This window comes from Streptomyces sp. NPDC107559 (assembly GCF_055657365.1).
Genome location: NZ_JBVKBD010000003.1, coordinates 363,117 through 377,619, shown reverse-complemented (window position 1 = coordinate 377,619; position 14,503 = coordinate 363,117). Strand labels below are relative to the sequence as shown.

Annotated in this window: 13 protein-coding genes; 7 read left to right on the top strand and 6 right to left on the bottom strand. The window is 70.7% G+C overall.

Going from position 1 to position 14,503, the window contains the following annotated elements:
- Positions 1–102: 102 nt before the first annotated feature.
- Entirely contained in the window at positions 103–927 is an 825-nt protein-coding gene (locus ACZ7OY_RS13115) for a maleylpyruvate isomerase family mycothiol-dependent enzyme (RefSeq protein ID WP_471911473.1), read from the bottom strand.
- A 214-nt stretch (positions 928–1,141) separates the two neighbouring features.
- Here ACZ7OY_RS13115 and ACZ7OY_RS13110 point away from each other — a divergent pair, with 214 nt between their 5' ends.
- A complete protein-coding gene (locus ACZ7OY_RS13110; RefSeq protein ID WP_351614247.1) occupies positions 1,142–1,939 on the top strand; it encodes a carbon-nitrogen family hydrolase in 798 nt (265 codons plus the stop codon).
- A gap of 10 nt (positions 1,940–1,949) precedes the next feature.
- Here ACZ7OY_RS13110 and ACZ7OY_RS13105 read toward each other — a convergent pair whose 3' ends face one another.
- Positions 1,950–2,444, bottom strand: a complete 495-nt coding sequence (locus ACZ7OY_RS13105; RefSeq protein WP_471911472.1) for an LURP-one-related/scramblase family protein — start codon at positions 2,442–2,444, stop codon at positions 1,950–1,952.
- 204 nt (positions 2,445–2,648) lie between these two features.
- Here ACZ7OY_RS13105 and ACZ7OY_RS13100 point away from each other — a divergent pair, with 204 nt between their 5' ends.
- Positions 2,649–3,509, top strand: coding sequence for a calcium-binding protein (locus ACZ7OY_RS13100; RefSeq protein WP_471911471.1), 861 nt, complete (start codon positions 2,649–2,651; stop codon positions 3,507–3,509).
- A 90-nt stretch (positions 3,510–3,599) separates the two neighbouring features.
- The gene (locus ACZ7OY_RS13095; protein WP_471911470.1) at positions 3,600–5,435 is read left to right on the top strand and encodes an NHL domain-containing thioredoxin family protein; all 1,836 of its coding nucleotides are present in this window, start codon (positions 3,600–3,602) and stop codon (positions 5,433–5,435) included.
- Positions 5,436–5,552: 117 nt separating this feature from the next.
- On the opposite strand, the gene ACZ7OY_RS13090 is transcribed toward ACZ7OY_RS13095, so the two are convergent.
- From ACZ7OY_RS13090 to ACZ7OY_RS13080, 3 genes are all read right to left on the bottom strand, one after another.
- Entirely contained in the window at positions 5,553–5,801 is a 249-nt protein-coding gene (locus ACZ7OY_RS13090) for a DUF6458 family protein (protein ID WP_351619102.1), read from the bottom strand.
- Positions 5,802–5,889: 88 nt separating this feature from the next.
- Positions 5,890–7,185, bottom strand: coding sequence for a M18 family aminopeptidase (locus ACZ7OY_RS13085; RefSeq protein WP_471911469.1), 1,296 nt, complete (start codon positions 7,183–7,185; stop codon positions 5,890–5,892).
- A gap of 89 nt (positions 7,186–7,274) precedes the next feature.
- Positions 7,275–9,101, bottom strand: a complete 1,827-nt coding sequence (locus tag ACZ7OY_RS13080; RefSeq protein WP_471911681.1) for an acyl-CoA dehydrogenase — start codon at positions 9,099–9,101, stop codon at positions 7,275–7,277.
- 142 nt (positions 9,102–9,243) lie between these two features.
- On the opposite strand from ACZ7OY_RS13080, the gene ACZ7OY_RS13075 reads away from it, so the two are divergent.
- From ACZ7OY_RS13075 to aspS, 4 genes are all read left to right on the top strand, one after another.
- A complete protein-coding gene (locus tag ACZ7OY_RS13075; protein WP_351619091.1) occupies positions 9,244–9,717 on the top strand; it encodes an SseB family protein in 474 nt (157 codons plus the stop codon).
- Positions 9,718–9,865: 148 nt separating this feature from the next.
- Positions 9,866–10,843: a pirin family protein gene (locus tag ACZ7OY_RS13070; protein ID WP_471911468.1), complete on the top strand. Its 978-nt coding sequence runs from the start codon at positions 9,866–9,868 to the stop codon at positions 10,841–10,843.
- A gap of 65 nt (positions 10,844–10,908) precedes the next feature.
- Positions 10,909–11,994: an AI-2E family transporter gene (locus ACZ7OY_RS13065; RefSeq protein ID WP_471911467.1), complete on the top strand. Its 1,086-nt coding sequence runs from the start codon at positions 10,909–10,911 to the stop codon at positions 11,992–11,994.
- 156 nt (positions 11,995–12,150) lie between these two features.
- The gene (gene aspS / locus ACZ7OY_RS13060; protein WP_471911466.1) at positions 12,151–13,914 is read left to right on the top strand and encodes an aspartate--tRNA ligase; all 1,764 of its coding nucleotides are present in this window, start codon (positions 12,151–12,153) and stop codon (positions 13,912–13,914) included.
- A 106-nt stretch (positions 13,915–14,020) separates the two neighbouring features.
- Here aspS and ACZ7OY_RS13055 read toward each other — a convergent pair whose 3' ends face one another.
- Positions 14,021–14,497 carry a hypothetical protein gene (locus ACZ7OY_RS13055; RefSeq protein WP_351619079.1) on the bottom strand — a complete coding sequence of 159 codons (477 nt, stop codon included), beginning with the start codon at positions 14,495–14,497 and terminating at the stop codon, positions 14,021–14,023.
- Between the last annotated feature and the right edge of the window lie 6 nt (positions 14,498–14,503).

Sequence of the window (14,503 nt, the reverse complement as noted above, 5' to 3'; positions counted from 1 at the left end):
GCCCGTGGCCGGCCCCACCGGGCCGGCGCGCCTCCGCGTCACGGGGGCACCGGATCACCACGTCACCAGATCGCCGGATCACCGGGTCAGCGGGTCAGCGGGTCAGCGGGTCACCGCGAAGTTCCGCAGTATCGCCTCGGAGAGGTCCGGGTCGCCCTCCGCCTTGATCCGGTCCGCCACCGTGTCCGCGGACACCCGGCCGCAGGCCAGCCGCACGAAGGTCTCCCAGTCGAGGGTGAGGGTGGCGGCGGGGCCGAGGGCGGGGGCCGTCTCCAGGGTGCCGCGGCCCTGGATGTCGACGCGGATCGTGCGCAGGAACTCGACGGGGCCGTGCACGTCGAGGACGACCGCCGAACTGCGCGGGGCCTGCGCCTTGTCGGCCACGACCTGGGGCAGCCCGGCGAGCAGCACGTCACGGGCGATGTGCGCGCCGGGGGAGTCGAGGTTGCCCGGACGGCCCAGGGCGGAACGCAGGTCCTGCTCGTGCACCCAGACGTTGAACGCGTGGGTGCGCATGGACTCCTCGAGGGTGACCTCGGTGCTGAGGTGGCCGCGCACCTTCGTGCCGGGATCGCGGGACTCGTTGCGCAGCTGGCGGTTGCGGCGGATGACCGTGTACTCCAGCTCCGACGTCATCTCGGGCGCCGTGTGGTGGCGGCGGACGTCGACCTGCATCTCCATGTAGCGCTGGTGCTCGTTGGTGACGTGGAACAGGTCCCGCGGCAGGGTGTGGATGGGACGCGGGTCGCCCAGCATCTCGCAGTCCAGACCGATCACATGCGAGACGACGTCCCGGACCGACCAGCCCGGGCACGGGGTCCGCCGGTTCCACTCGCCCTCCACGAGCGGCTGCACCAGTTCGGATATCGCGTCGATGGAGTGGGTCCAGGCGTCGGCGTAGGGCTGGAGGGTGGGATGCAGACTCACGGAACGGGACCCCTCGGCGGTCGGTACACGGTTGGTTTACGGCGGCGTTGCCAGCGGGAGGTGACAATCGGTGGGTGCCTTGGCTCCCCCTATTCTCGGCTCCGCTCGAATCGGGGGGACCCCCAAGTTACGCTGCTGCGAGGCACCCCGGCAGTGCTTTCGTGTGACGATCGTAGGCCCGTGTGGACGGCTCGAATGCCAGGACGGTGGTAGTGTGCGCGCCTCTTTGATCCAAGTCGCCGTGGACGAGGGCGAATCGACCGCGTCACGCCGGGAGCGGGTGGCCTCCCTGGTGCGGGATCAGGCCGGCGTCGCCGATCTGGTGATGCTGCCCGAGCTGTGGACCACGGGTGCCTTCGCCTACCAGCGGTTCGCCGACGAGGCGGAGCCGCTCGACGGGCCGACCCACGAGGCGATGGCGAAGGCCGCGAGCGAAGCGGGCGTGTGGCTGCACGCGGGCTCGATCCCGGAGCGGGACCCGGAAGGCCCCCTGTACAACACCTCGCTCCTCTTCTCCCCCGACGGGGAGCTCGCCGCCGCCTACCGCAAGATCCACCGCTTCGGGTTCGACCAGGGCGAGGCCGTGCTCATGGGCGCGGGTACGCAGCTGTGCACCGCGCGCCTGGCCGGCACGACGGTCGGCCTGGCCACCTGCTACGACCTCCGTTTCCCCGAACTCTTCCGCGGGCTCGTCGACGCCGGCGCCGAGGTGCTGCTGCTCCCGGCCGGCTGGCCGGAGCGCCGGCGTGCGCACTGGACGCTGCTGGCCCAGGCACGGGCGGTGGAGAACCAGGCGTTCGTGCTCGCGTGCGGAACGGCCGGGACACATGCGGGAGTTCCCCAGGCGGGTCACTCGATCGTGGTCGATCCCTGGGGCGAGGTCCTTGCGCAGGCGGGCCCCGAGGAGGAGGTCCTCACCGTGGAGTTCGACCCGGCGAAGGTCGCCACGGTCCGGGAGCAGTTCCCCGCTCTGAAGGACCGCGTCCTGGGGCTGGCCGCGCCCGTTCGCTGAGGAACCGGGATCAGTCCTCCCGGCGCTCCTGCTCCGCCAGGTGGATCACGCACACCGCCACCGCGATCAGCAGCGCCGGATCGGCGTCCTCCCGTACGACGTCGACGCCGTACGTCTCCCGCACGTGCAGCCACCGCCGGGAGACGACGGCGAGCAGTTCGCCGTCGTACTCGACGGCGAACTCGCGGTCGAGGATCCTGCCGCTGACGTCCAGTCCGGTGCCGTCCACGAGGGACACCCGGTAGTGGTTGCGCAGCAGGGAGAGCCGCTTGCGCCGGATCGTCGCGAGCGGCTCGCCGGCCCGCTCGATCGCCATCGTGTCCCGCAGCGTCAGCATCTTCCGGTGGATGTCGATCAGGACGCGTCCGCGGGCGTCCTTCAGCTCGAAGGTGTCGCGCAGCCGCATCGCCTTGCCGTCGACGAGGAACACCTTCTCGCCGTGCTCGTCCTCGATCCAGTAGTCGTCGCCGAAGCCGAGCAGCCGGTCGCGTACCAGGAATCTCATGCCCGCATGGCTTCCCCGGCGCGGGCCGATCGTCACGGAGCGATCACGCTCGGTGTCCGGGGTCTCGCGTCCGTCGGGCGCGGGGGTGTACGGCGGTGGAACTTCCGGCCGCCGTGAGGGGATGGCCCAACCCTGCGGGCGGGGCCCGAGTCGAACGAAGCGTAAGTCGCACAGACGTCGCACGTTCCTCCCGGAGGTTTCGTCATGTCTTCTCGCTCCGCCCGTCGCCGGGCGACCCGCGCCGTCCCGGCGGCTGCGACAGTCCTCGGCGCCGCCCTGGCCGCTGCGTTCACCCTGACCGGGACCGCGGGCGCCGCGCCGTCGACGGCCACCGCCTCGGTCAACCCGTACGACTGGCAGCTCACGTACCAGGCCGCCGCGGGCCAGACCAACAAGGCCACCGTCACCGCGTCGCTCACCGCGGACCGTACGGGCATCACCTACGTGATCGACGACGCCGTCGCCATCAACGCGGGTCACGGCTGCGCGTACCCCGTCGCCACGGACCGCACGAAGGTGTCCTGCACGGTCACCCTCATGGACAGCCAGGACCCGTACGCCGCCCTGGTCATGAACCTCGGCGACCGCAACGACACGGTCGCGTACAAGAACGCCACCGGCCAGATCTACTTCTACGCCGAGATCTCGCTGGGTGCCGGGAACGACAGACTGACCGACTCCGGCCGCCTCGACGGCACCTACGCCTCGGGCGACGCGGGCGACGACACCCTCACGGTGGGCGCGGAGGGCCTGGCCTGGGGCGGCGACGGCAACGACACGGTCCGGGCGAGCGGCGGCGACAACATCGTCCGGGGCGGCCGGGGCAACGACGTGCTGTACGGCGGCTCGGGGAGCCAGCACCTCTACGGCGACGACGGCAACGACAGGCTCCACGGCGGGAGCGCCGCCGACACGCTGTACGGCGGCAAGGGCAACGACGCCCTGTACGGCGACAGCGGCAACGACGTGCTGTACGGCAACAGCGGCGACGACCGGCTGTACGGCGGACCGGGCAGCGACGCGCTGTCCGGCGGCCCCGGCACGGATGTGATCCACCCGGGCTGACCTCTCGGCGACGGCCGCCTGGCCCGCCGCCCCGGCGCGGTGGGCAGGGCGGCACGGCGGCCCGGGCAGCGGTGATGGCACCCTGGGATCATGAGCGACTCCTCTCCCCGCCGCGTCCGTGTCCGCGCCCCCGAACTGCTGGGCAAGGGCGGCTGGCTCAACACGGGCGGCAAGCAGCTCGGCCTCGCGGAGCTCCGGGGCCGTATCGTCATCGTCGATTTCTGGACCTTCTGCTGCATCAACTGCCTGCATGTTCTCGACGAGCTGCGGGAGCTGGAGGAGAAGCACCGGGACACCGTCGTGATCGTCGGTGTCCACTCGCCGAAGTTCGTGCACGAGGCCGAGCACCAGGCGGTCGTGGACGCGGTCGAGCGCTACGGGGTGGAGCACCCCGTGCTCGACGACCCGGAGCTCGCCACCTGGAAGCAGTACGCGGTACGGGCCTGGCCGACGCTGGTCGTGATCGACCCCGAGGGGTACGTCGTCGCGCAGCACGCGGGCGAGGGGCACGCGCACGCGATCGCGCGGCTCGTCGAGGAGCTGGAGGCCGAGCACGAGGCGAAGGGCACGCTGCGCCGCGGCGACGGGCCGTACGTGGCGCCGGAGCCCGAGCCGACGGTGCTGCGCTTCCCCGGCAAGGCGCTGCTGCTGCCCTCCGGGACCTTCCTGGTCAGCGACACGACCCGGCATCAGCTGGTGGAGCTCGCCGAGGACGGGGAGACGGTCCTGCGGCGGATCGGGTCGGGGGCGCGCGGGTTCGCGGACGGCACGGCGGACACGGCGACCTTCAACGAGCCGCAGGGCCTGACGCTGCTGGACGGGGACGTGGTCGTCGCCGACACGGTCAACCACGCCCTGCGGCGCCTGGATCTGTCGACCGGCGAGGTGACGACCCTCGCCGGCACCGGCCGCCAGTGGTGGCAGGGCTCGCCGTCGTCCGGACCGGCCCGCGAGGTCGACCTGTCCTCGCCGTGGGACGTGGCCGTCTTCGGCGGCCGGGTGTGGATCGCGATGGCGGGCGTCCACCAGCTGTGGGCGTACGACCCTGCCGCCGGGACCGTCGCCGTCGCGGCCGGGACGACCAACGAGGGGCTCGTCGACGGGCCGGGAGACGAGGCCTGGTTCGCCCAGCCCTCCGGGCTCGCGGCCACCGCCGACCGGCTGTGGCTCGCCGACTCCGAGACGTCCGCGCTGCGCTGGGTGGACCTCGACGGAGTCGTCCACACGGCCGTGGGCACCGGGCTGTTCGACTTCGGGCACCGGGACGGGGACGCCGCTCAGGCGCTGCTCCAGCATCCGCTGGGGGTGACCGCGCTGCCCGACGGTTCGGTCGCCGTCGCCGACACCTACAACCACGCGCTGCGCCGCTACGACCCCGCGACCGGCGAGGTGAGCACGCTGGCCACGGATCTGCGGGAGCCGAGCGACGCCGTGCTGGCCGGCGAGGACATCGTGGTCGTGGAGTCGGCCCGGCACCGGCTGACCCGGCTGCGGCTGCCGGAGGAGGCGGTGCGGGTGGAGTCGGTCGCCCACCGCACGCAGCGTGCGGCCACCGAGGTGCGGCCCGGCAGATTGCGGCTGGACGTGATCTTCCAGGCTCCGGCGGGCCAGAAGCTGGACACCCGCTACGGTCCCTCGACCCGGCTGCTGGTCTCCTCTACCCCGCCCGGACTGCTGCTGGCGGGGGAGGGCGCGGACACGGACCTCTCGCGCACGCTGGAGCTGGACCCGGCGGTCACCGAGGGCGTGCTGCATGTCTCGGCGATGGCCGCATCGTGCGACGACGACCCGGCCAACGAGTACCCGGCCTGCCATGTGCACCAGCAGGACTGGGGAGTTCCGGTCCGCCTCACCGAAGGCGGGGCGGACCGGCTGCCGTTGGTCCTGGCCGGCATGGACGACCAGGAGACGGCGCGGGACGCCTGACGGGCCGGGGCGTCCGGAGGTCAGGGCGTCCGGCGGTCAGCGGCGGCGCGGGCGCGGCGCCCCGGGCGGGCGGTCCGGTCCTGTGCCGTTTCCCGGGGCCTCGGTCCTGTGCCAGGGTCACACGCCGTACCCGTCGGAGTAGCCGTCGCGGTGGTGGTGCCGCTCCTCCTCGACGACGGTGGCCGCGGGCGGTACGACCACGCGCCTGCGCCGGGCGATACCGCTGAACGTCGCCACACCGATCAGTCCGACCAGCATCAGGATGATGCCGACCATGTCGAGGTCGACCCCCTGCATGTGCCAGTCGGTGGCGAACGTGAGAATGGCTCCCACCGCGATGAGGATGATGCATCCGCCGAGACCCATCAGGCTCGCCTCCCTGTCCGGACCGGCCGTTCCGGTCCCAGACCGCGGGTACCCCGGCGGACAACACCCATGCCATTGCGGAGTGTTGCTAACCCGCCAGGAACGCCACCAGCGCGTTGGCCAGCAGGTGCGGGTCGTCCGCGCCGCACAACTCCCGTGCGCTGTGCATCGACAGGATGGCCACGCCGATGTCGACCGTCCGGATGCCGTGGCGGGCCGCGGTGATCGGGCCGATGGTCGTGCCGCAGGGCATGGAGTTGTTGGAGACGAAGGACTGGAACGGGACGTCCGCCTTCTCGCAGGCGGCGGCGAACACCGCGCGGCCCGTACCGTCGGTGGCGTATCGGTTGTTGACGTTCACCTTGAGGATGGGGCCGCCGTTGACGCGTGGGTGGTGCGTCGGGTCGTGCCGCTCCGCGTAGTTGGGGTGCACCGCGTGGCCGGTGTCGGAGGACAGACAGACGGTGCCGGCGAAGGCACGGGCCCGGTCCTCGTACGACCCCCCGCGGGCGAACACCGAACGCTCCAGCACGCTGCCCAGCAGCGGGCCGTCCGCACCGGTGTCGGACTGCGAGCCGTTCTCCTCGTGGTCGAAGGCGGCGAGGACGGGGATGTACGGCAGGTCGTCCACCGCCGCCACCGCCGCCAGCGCCGCGGTGCCGGCGTGCACCGACAGCAGGTTGTCCATCCGCGGTCCGGCCACGAGGTCCTTGTCGCGGCCCAGGTAGGCGGGCGCCTCCACGGAGTGCACCATCAGGTCCCAGCCGGTCACCTCGCCCGCGGCGAGCCCCGCCTCCTCCTCCACGAAGGCGATCAGGTCGCCGTCGCGCACCCGTTCGCCGAGGCCCCAGACGGGCTGGAGGTGGCGCTGCTTGTCGAGCTTGAGGCCGTCGGAGTTGACCGCGCGGTCGAGGTGGATGGCGAGCTGCGGCACGCGCAGCAGCGGCCGGTCGACGTTGACCAGACACGTCGAGCCGTCCCGCAGGGTCAGCCGGCCGGCCAGGCCCAGGTCGCGGTCGAGCCAGGAGTTGAGCAGCGGACCGCCGTAGATCTCCACGGCCACCTGCCGCCAGCCGTGCGCGCCGGTGTCGGGCAGCGGCTTGACCCGCAGGTTGGGCGAGTCGGTGTGGGCGCCCACGATCCGGAAGGGGGTGTGCGGCGCGGCGCCCCCGGGGACGTACCAGGCCACGATGGCGCCGCCGCGCAGCACGTACTTGCCGCCGGTCGTCCCGTCCCAGGCGTCCGTCTCCGAGACCTGCCGGAAGCCGGCCTTCTCCAGCCGCTCGGCGGCGTTCGCCACCGCGTGGTACGGCGACGGGCTCGCGCTCAGGAAGGTCATGAGGTCGTCGGTGTGGCCGCGGTCGAAGCGGGAGGGTTCGCTCATGGGGTTCACCTTAACGACGGACGAGGGCCCGCTCCCCAACACTGGGAACGGGCCCTCGTGAGGGCTTGGTGGAGCTGATTCCGTACGGCCTAGAAGGCGGCCTCGTCCAGCTCCATCAGGTCCAGGTCGACGTCCGTGGCCACCTTGCGGGCCAGGGTGACGCCGGGCAGGACGTTGGCCGCGAAGAACTTCGCCGCCGCGATCTTGCCGGTGTAGAAGGCCTTGTCCTTGGCGGAGGCCGTCTCCAGCTTCTCCGCGGCGACCGCGGCGCCCTTGAGCAGCAGGTAGCCGACGACCACGTCGCCGGAGACCATCAGCAGGCGGGTGGTGTTCAGGCCCACCTTGTAGATGTTCTTGACGTCCTGCTCGGTCGAGGCGAGGTCGGTCAGCATCAGGCCGACGATGGCCTCCAGCTCGACGGCCGCCTTGGCCAGGTGGTCGCGGGCGCCCGCGAGGTCCTCGCCGCCGGTGCCCAGCGCCAGGAACTTCTTGATGTCCTCGGCGAGGGTGTTCAGCGCCGCGCCCTGGTTGCGGACGATCTTCCGGAAGAAGAAGTCCTGGCCCTGGATCGCCGTGGTGCCCTCGTACAGGGTGTCGATCTTGGCGTCGCGGATGTACTGCTCGATCGGGTATTCCTGGAGGAAGCCGGAGCCGCCGAAGGTCTGGAGCGACTGGGCGAGCTGCTCGTAGCCCTTCTCGGAGCCGTAGCCCTTGACGATCGGCAGGAGCAGGTCGTTGAGCGCGTTCTCGGCGGAGGAGTCCTCGCCGTTCGCCTCCTTGACCGCGATGGTGTCCTGGACGGAGGCGGTGTACAGCACCAGCGCCCGCATGCCCTCGGCGTACGCCTTCTGCGTCATCAGCGAGCGGCGCACGTCCGGGTGGTGGGTGATGGAGACCTTCGGCGCGGCCTTGTCCATGAAGTTCGCCAGGTCGGGGCCCTGGACGCGCTCCTTGGCGTACTCCAGCGCGTTGAGGTAGCCCGTCGACAGCGTCGAGATGGCCTTCGTGCCGACCATCATGCGCGCGAACTCGATGATGCGGAACATCTGGCGGATGCCGTCGTGCTTGTCGCCGATCAGCCAGCCCTTGGCGGGGTGGCGGTCGCCGAAGGTCATCTCGCAGGTGTTGGAGGCCTTCAGGCCCATCTTGTGCTCGACGTTGGTGGCGTAGACGCCGTTGCGCTCGCCCAGCTCGCCGGTCTCGAAGTCGAAGAGGTACTTCGGGACGAGGAAGAGGGACAGGCCCTTGGTGCCGGGGCCGTGGCCCTCGGGGCGGGCGAGGACGTAGTGGAGGATGTTCTCCTCCATGTCGTGCTCACCGGAGGTGATGAACCGCTTCACGCCCTCGATGTGCCAGGAGCCGTCCGCCTGCTGGACCGCCTTGGTGCGTCCGGCGCCCACGTCCGAGCCGGCGTCCGGCTCGGTGAGCACCATGGTGGAGCCCCAGGTCCGCTCGACCGCTATCTGCGCGATCTTCTTCTGCTCCTCGGTGCCCTCGTCGAAGAGGACGCCGGCGAAGGCCGGGCCGGAGGAGTACATCCACACGGCCGGGTTCGCGCCGAGGATCAGCTCCGCGTACGACCAGATCAGGGACGGCGGGGCGACGGTGCCGCCGATGCCCTCGGGCAGTCCGAGCCGCCAGTACTCCGACTCCATGAACGCCTTGTAGCTCTTCTTGAAGGAGGCCGGCACCGGGGCGGTGTTCGTCTCCGGGTCGAAGACCGGCGGGTTGCGGTCGGCGTCGGTGAAGGACTCGGCCAGCTCGTTCTCCGCCAGGCGCGTCAGCTCGGCGAGGACGCTCTTGGCGGTCTCGGTGTCCATCTCCTCGAACGGGCCGCTGCCGTACAGCTTGTCGCGGCCGAGCACCTCGAAGAGGTTGAACTCGATGTCGCGGAGATTCGACTTGTAGTGCCCCATGGCGACGGCTCCGTAGAGGATCGGCGAGGCGCTGAATCCTCGCGACTGTTTCACTTACCAACAAGTAGCTCCGATGATGCTACCCGCCAGTAATAAGATGCAACCCCGTTTGGGTCATCTGTGACTCGTTACTCTTTGGGGCATGTACGGCTACGACCAGAGCGCGGGTGCCCAGCAGGGGTACGCCCCGCCGCAGCAGCAGATGCCCGGCGGTGTCGGCGGTTACGGCCAGCAGCCGCCGCTCTATCCGGAACCGTCGCCCCCCTCCCTGGTGGACGCGGTCCGCGCCTTCACCACGGGCCAGGTGGCCGCCGAGGACTTCCAGCAGGTGTTCGCGACCTCGAAGGTGTACTGCCCGCGCGGCGACAACCCGGGCTTCCTCGCGCTGCACAACACCCAGCAGCCGGTGATCCCGATGTTCACCTCCCTCAAGGAGCTGCGCCGGTACGCGGGCAAGGAGTCCAAGTACTTCGTGATCACCGGCGCCGAGGTGATCGACCTGCTGCCGACCGGGTACGGCTTCGTCCTCGACATGGAGGGCGAGTACCGGATGGTCTTCGACGCCAAGGCCGTGGAGCAGATGGTCGAATTCGCGATGCGTCGCATGTACGGCTGACCGTCCGCCCAGGCCGCCCGATCCTGCCGCCCCGGCCGACCCCGATGTCACGCCCCGAGCCCGGAGGGAATTCCCTCCGGGCTCTTTCTGTTGAGGGTGGCAGAAAGTTCAACACTCAACTAATCTGGTTGCACAAGGAGGTACCGACATGCCCGCAGTAACCGTCGAGAACCCGCTGACGCTGCCCCGTGTGGCCGCTCCCGCCGACGCGGTGGCCCGCCCCGTGCTCGGCGTCACGACCGCGCCCAGCGGCTTCGAGGGCGAGGGCTTCCCGGTGCGCCGTGCGTTCGCCGGGATCCACTACCGCCACCTGGACCCGTTCATCATGATGGACCAGATGGGCGAGGTGGAGTACGCGCCGGGCGAGCCCAAGGGCACCCCCTGGCACCCGCACCGCGGCTTCGAGACCGTCACCTACATCATCGACGGCGTCTTCGACCACCAGGACTCCAACGGCGGCGGCGGCACCATCACCAACGGCGACACCCAGTGGATGACGGCCGGCTCCGGCCTGCTGCACATCGAGGCGCCGCCGGAGTCCCTGGTCATGTCGGGCGGGCTCTTCCACGGCCTCCAGCTGTGGGTGAACCTTCCGGCCAAGGACAAGATGATGGCCCCGCGCTACCAGGACATCCGCGGCGGCAACGTCCAGCTGCTGACCACCCCCGACGGCGGCGCGCTGCTGCGGGTCATCGCCGGTGAGCTGGACGGCCACCAGGGCCCCGGCATCACCCACACCCCGATCACGATGATCCACGCGACGCTGGCCGCCGGTGCCGAGCTCACCCTGCCGTGGCGCGAGGACTTCAACGGCCTCGCCTACGTGCTGGCCGGGCGCGGTTCCGTGGGTGCCGAGCGCCGGCCGATCAAGCTGGGCCAGACGGCCGTCTTCGGCGCGGGCTCCTCGCTGACCGTGCGCGCCGACGCACAGCAGGACTCCCACACCCCGGACCTGGAGGTCGTGCTCCTGGGCGGACAGCCCATCCGTGAGCCCATGGCCCACTACGGCCCGTTCGTGATGAACAACCAGCGGGAGCTCCAGCAGGCGTTCGAGGACTTCCAGAAGGGCCGCCTGGGGACCATCCCGGCGGTGCACGGGATGACCGAGGGCGGACCGCAGGCCTGACGCTCCGTCACCCGGGCGGGCCGTTCCGACGGGACGGCCCGCCCTTCGCGTGATCGGGTGGAGGGGTGCACCTGCTTCCCGATCCCGCCCGCCGGCTCGCCGCCTGGTGTGCCGTCGTCCTGCTGGTCGCCGGGGTCGGCTACGTCGGGATCCGGCTGTGCGCCGAGCTCCGTACGGCCGTGACGCCGGTGCTGCTCGCGCTGCTGGGGACCGCGCTGCTCGGGCCGCTGCACCGCCGGCTGGTGAAGGCCGGGGTCAACCGGTCCGTGGCGGCCGTGGTCACCTGCGTCGCCGTGGTGGCCGTGGTCGGCGGCGCCGTCTACATCGTCGTCGCGGCGCTCGTCCACACCGGGGACGAGATCGTCGCCTCGCTCAAGACCGCGGCGCGCAGCATCGCCGACCACTTCGGCGCCGCCGGCACCTCGCTGGACGACCTCGCCGGCCACAGCAGGGAGCTGCTCTCCAGGTTCGGCGGGACCGCCGCCTCCAACGTCATCAGCGGGGTCAGCGTCGTCGGCGAGACCATCGCCATCGCCGTTCTGGCCCTGCTGCTCGTCTTCTTCTTCCTGCGCGACGCCCACCGGGCCGCCCCCGTGCTCAGGTCGCTCGCCCCGCGCGGCACCGCCGACACCGTGGAGGTGATGGCGCGGCGCGCCTTCGAGGCCGTCGAGGGGTTCATGCGCGGGACGACGGTCATCGCGCTGATCGACGCGGTCTGCATCACCGTCGGTCTGCTGATCCTGCGGGTGCCGGGGGCGATCGGGCTCGGCGCGCTCGTCTTCGTCACCGCCTACATCCCCTACCTCGGGGCCTTCCTCTCCGGATCGGTGGCCGTACTGGTCGCGCTCGCCGAACGCGGATTCGTCATCGCGCTGTGGGCGCTCGGTGTGGTGTTGGGCGTGCAGCTGCTGGAGGGGCATGTGCTCCAGCCGGCGATCCAGAGCCGGACCGTGCAGATGCATCCGGCCGTGGTGATGCTGGCGATCACCGCGGGCGCGTCCGTGGCCGGGATCCTCGGGATGCTGCTGTCGGTGCCGCTGACGGCGGCCGCCTTCGGGGTCCTGTCCGAACTGCGCACCCGTCACCTGTCGTCCGGGCCGTCCGGGCCGCCCGGACCGCCGGAGGTGCCGTCCGGGTCGTCGGAGGCGTAGCGCGGGCCCGCACAGGCCCTGTCCGGGCTGTTGCAGGGGACATGCCCCGGGACCTGCCGTGACAATGGTGGGGAGGTGATCACGGGCTGGCCGGTAGGCTGGGGTGAGGTTTCACGTGAAACACGACCCCGATCCGCGAAGGCTGGATGAACGACGATGCATCGGTACAGGTCCCACACCTGCGGCGAGCTCCGCGCCTCTGACGTCGGCACCGACGTCCGGCTGAGTGGCTGGCTGCACAATCGGCGCGACCTGGGTGGCATCCTCTTCATCGATCTGCGCGATCACTACGGCATCACGCAGCTCGTCGCCCGCCCCGGCACGCCCGCGTACGAGGCTCTCGACAAGGTGACCAAGGAGTCGACGGTCCGCGTCGACGGCAAGGTCGTCTCCCGTGGCAGCGACAACATCAACCCCGAGCTGCCCACCGGTGAGGTCGAGGTCGAGGTCGGTGAGGTCGAGCTGCTCGGCGCAGCCCAGCCGCTGCCCTTCACGATCAACACCGAGGACGGGGTCAACGAGGAGCGGCGCCTGGAGTACCGCTTCCTGGACCTGCGCCGCGAGCGTATGCACCGCAACATCATGCTGCGTACGGCGGTCATCTCGGCGATCCGCCACAAGATGACGGCGCTGGGCTTCAACGAGATGGCGACCCCGATCCTGAGCGCCACCTCCCCCGAGGGCGCCCGTGACTTCGTCGTGCCGTCCCGGCTCAACCCGGGCAAGTTCTACGCGCTGCCGCAGGCCCCGCAGCAGTTCAAGCAGCTGCTGATGATCTCCGGCTTCGACCGGTACTTCCAGATCGCGCCCTGCTTCCGTGACGAGGACGCCCGCGCGGACCGTTCGCCGGGCGAGTTCTACCAGCTCGACGTGGAGATGTCCTTCGTCGAGCAGGAGGACGTCTTCCAGCCCATCGAGAAGCTCATGACGGAGCTCTTCGAGGAGTTCGGCAACGGCCGTCATGTGACGTCCCCGTTCCCACGCATCCCGTTCCGTGAGGCGATGCTGAAGTACGGCTCCGACAAGCCGGACCTGCGGGCCCAGCTGGAGCTGGTCGACATCACCGACATCTTCGAGGGCTCGGAGTTCAAGGCGTTCGCCGGCAAGCACGTGCGCGCGCTGCCGGTGCCGGACGTCTCGGCCCAGCCCCGCAAGTTCTTCGACCAGCTCGGCGACTTCGCCGTGACGCTGGGCGCGAAGGGCCTGGCCTGGGTCCGTGTCGCCGAGGACGGCTCGCTGAGCGGCCCGATCGCGAAGTTCCTGACCGAGGAGAACGTCGCAGAGCTGACCAAGCGTCTGTCGCTGGCGGCCGGTCACGCCGTCTTCTTCGGCGCGGGCGAGTTCGACGAGGTCTCGAAGATCATGGGCGCGGTCCGCGTCGAGGCGGCCAAGCGCGCCGGCCACTTCGAGGAGAACGTCTTCCGGTTCTGCTGGATCGTCGACTTCCCGATGTACGAGAAGGACGAGGAGACCGGCGCGATCGACTTCTCGCACAACCCCTTCTCGATGCCGCAGGGCGGCCTGGAGGCCCTCCAGACCCAGGACCCGCTGGACATCCTGGGCTGGCAGTACGACATCGTCTGCAACGGCGTCGAGCTGTCCTCCGGCGCGATCCGGAACCACGAGCCGGAGATCATGCTCAAGGCCTTCGAGATCGCGGGCTACGACCGTGAGACCGTCGAGGAGAAGTTCGCGGGCATGCTGCGCGCCTTCCGCTTCGGCGCACCTCCGCACGGCGGCATCGCCCCCGGCGTCGACCGGATCGTCATGCTCCTCGCGGACGAGCCCAACATCCGCGAGACGATCTCCTTCCCGCTCAACGGCAACGCCCAGGACCTGATGATGGGCGCGCCGACGGAGCTGGAGGAGGCGCGACTGCGCGAGCTGCACCTCTCGGTGCGCAAGCCGCAGCCGAAGTAGCGGAGCGCGGGACGCGAGACCCGCTCCCGGACGAGCCCTTGCGAAGGGGGCCGGAAACCGACACCGGTTTCCGGCCCCCTTCGCCGTTCAGGCTCCCCGACAGGTCCTAGGTGTCGTACCGCCCGTCCCAGGGTGCGCCGAAGCCGAGGTGGTCCGGGTAGAGCTCGGCCCAGGCCTCGCCCTCGTCCTCCCCGGTCAGCAGGCCGAACAGCACACCGTCGACGGTGACGCGGAAGGGCCGGACCGCGATGTCCGTGTAGGTGCGCCGGGGCAGGCTGCGGAGCTTGGTCGCCAGGTGGGCGCGGGCGTGGGCGAGCACCGACGTTCCTCCGTGCGGGGACCGCTGCTGCTCGGCCCAGGTGCCGGCGCACCAGATCTCCGAGTCGCGGTAGCGGCCGTCGGCGTCGAAGAGATGCAGCACCGAGTACAGGCGCTTGTGCACCTCCCAGCCGTCGTCGGGACGGTACTTCTCGGGGAAGGCGTAGGTGACCGAGCCCAGGAACTGTCCGTCCGCATAGCGGCCGACGGCCTGGGTACGGCCCTGCGGCTCGTAAGCGATCGGAATGATTTCAGGGACTGGCATGGCGAG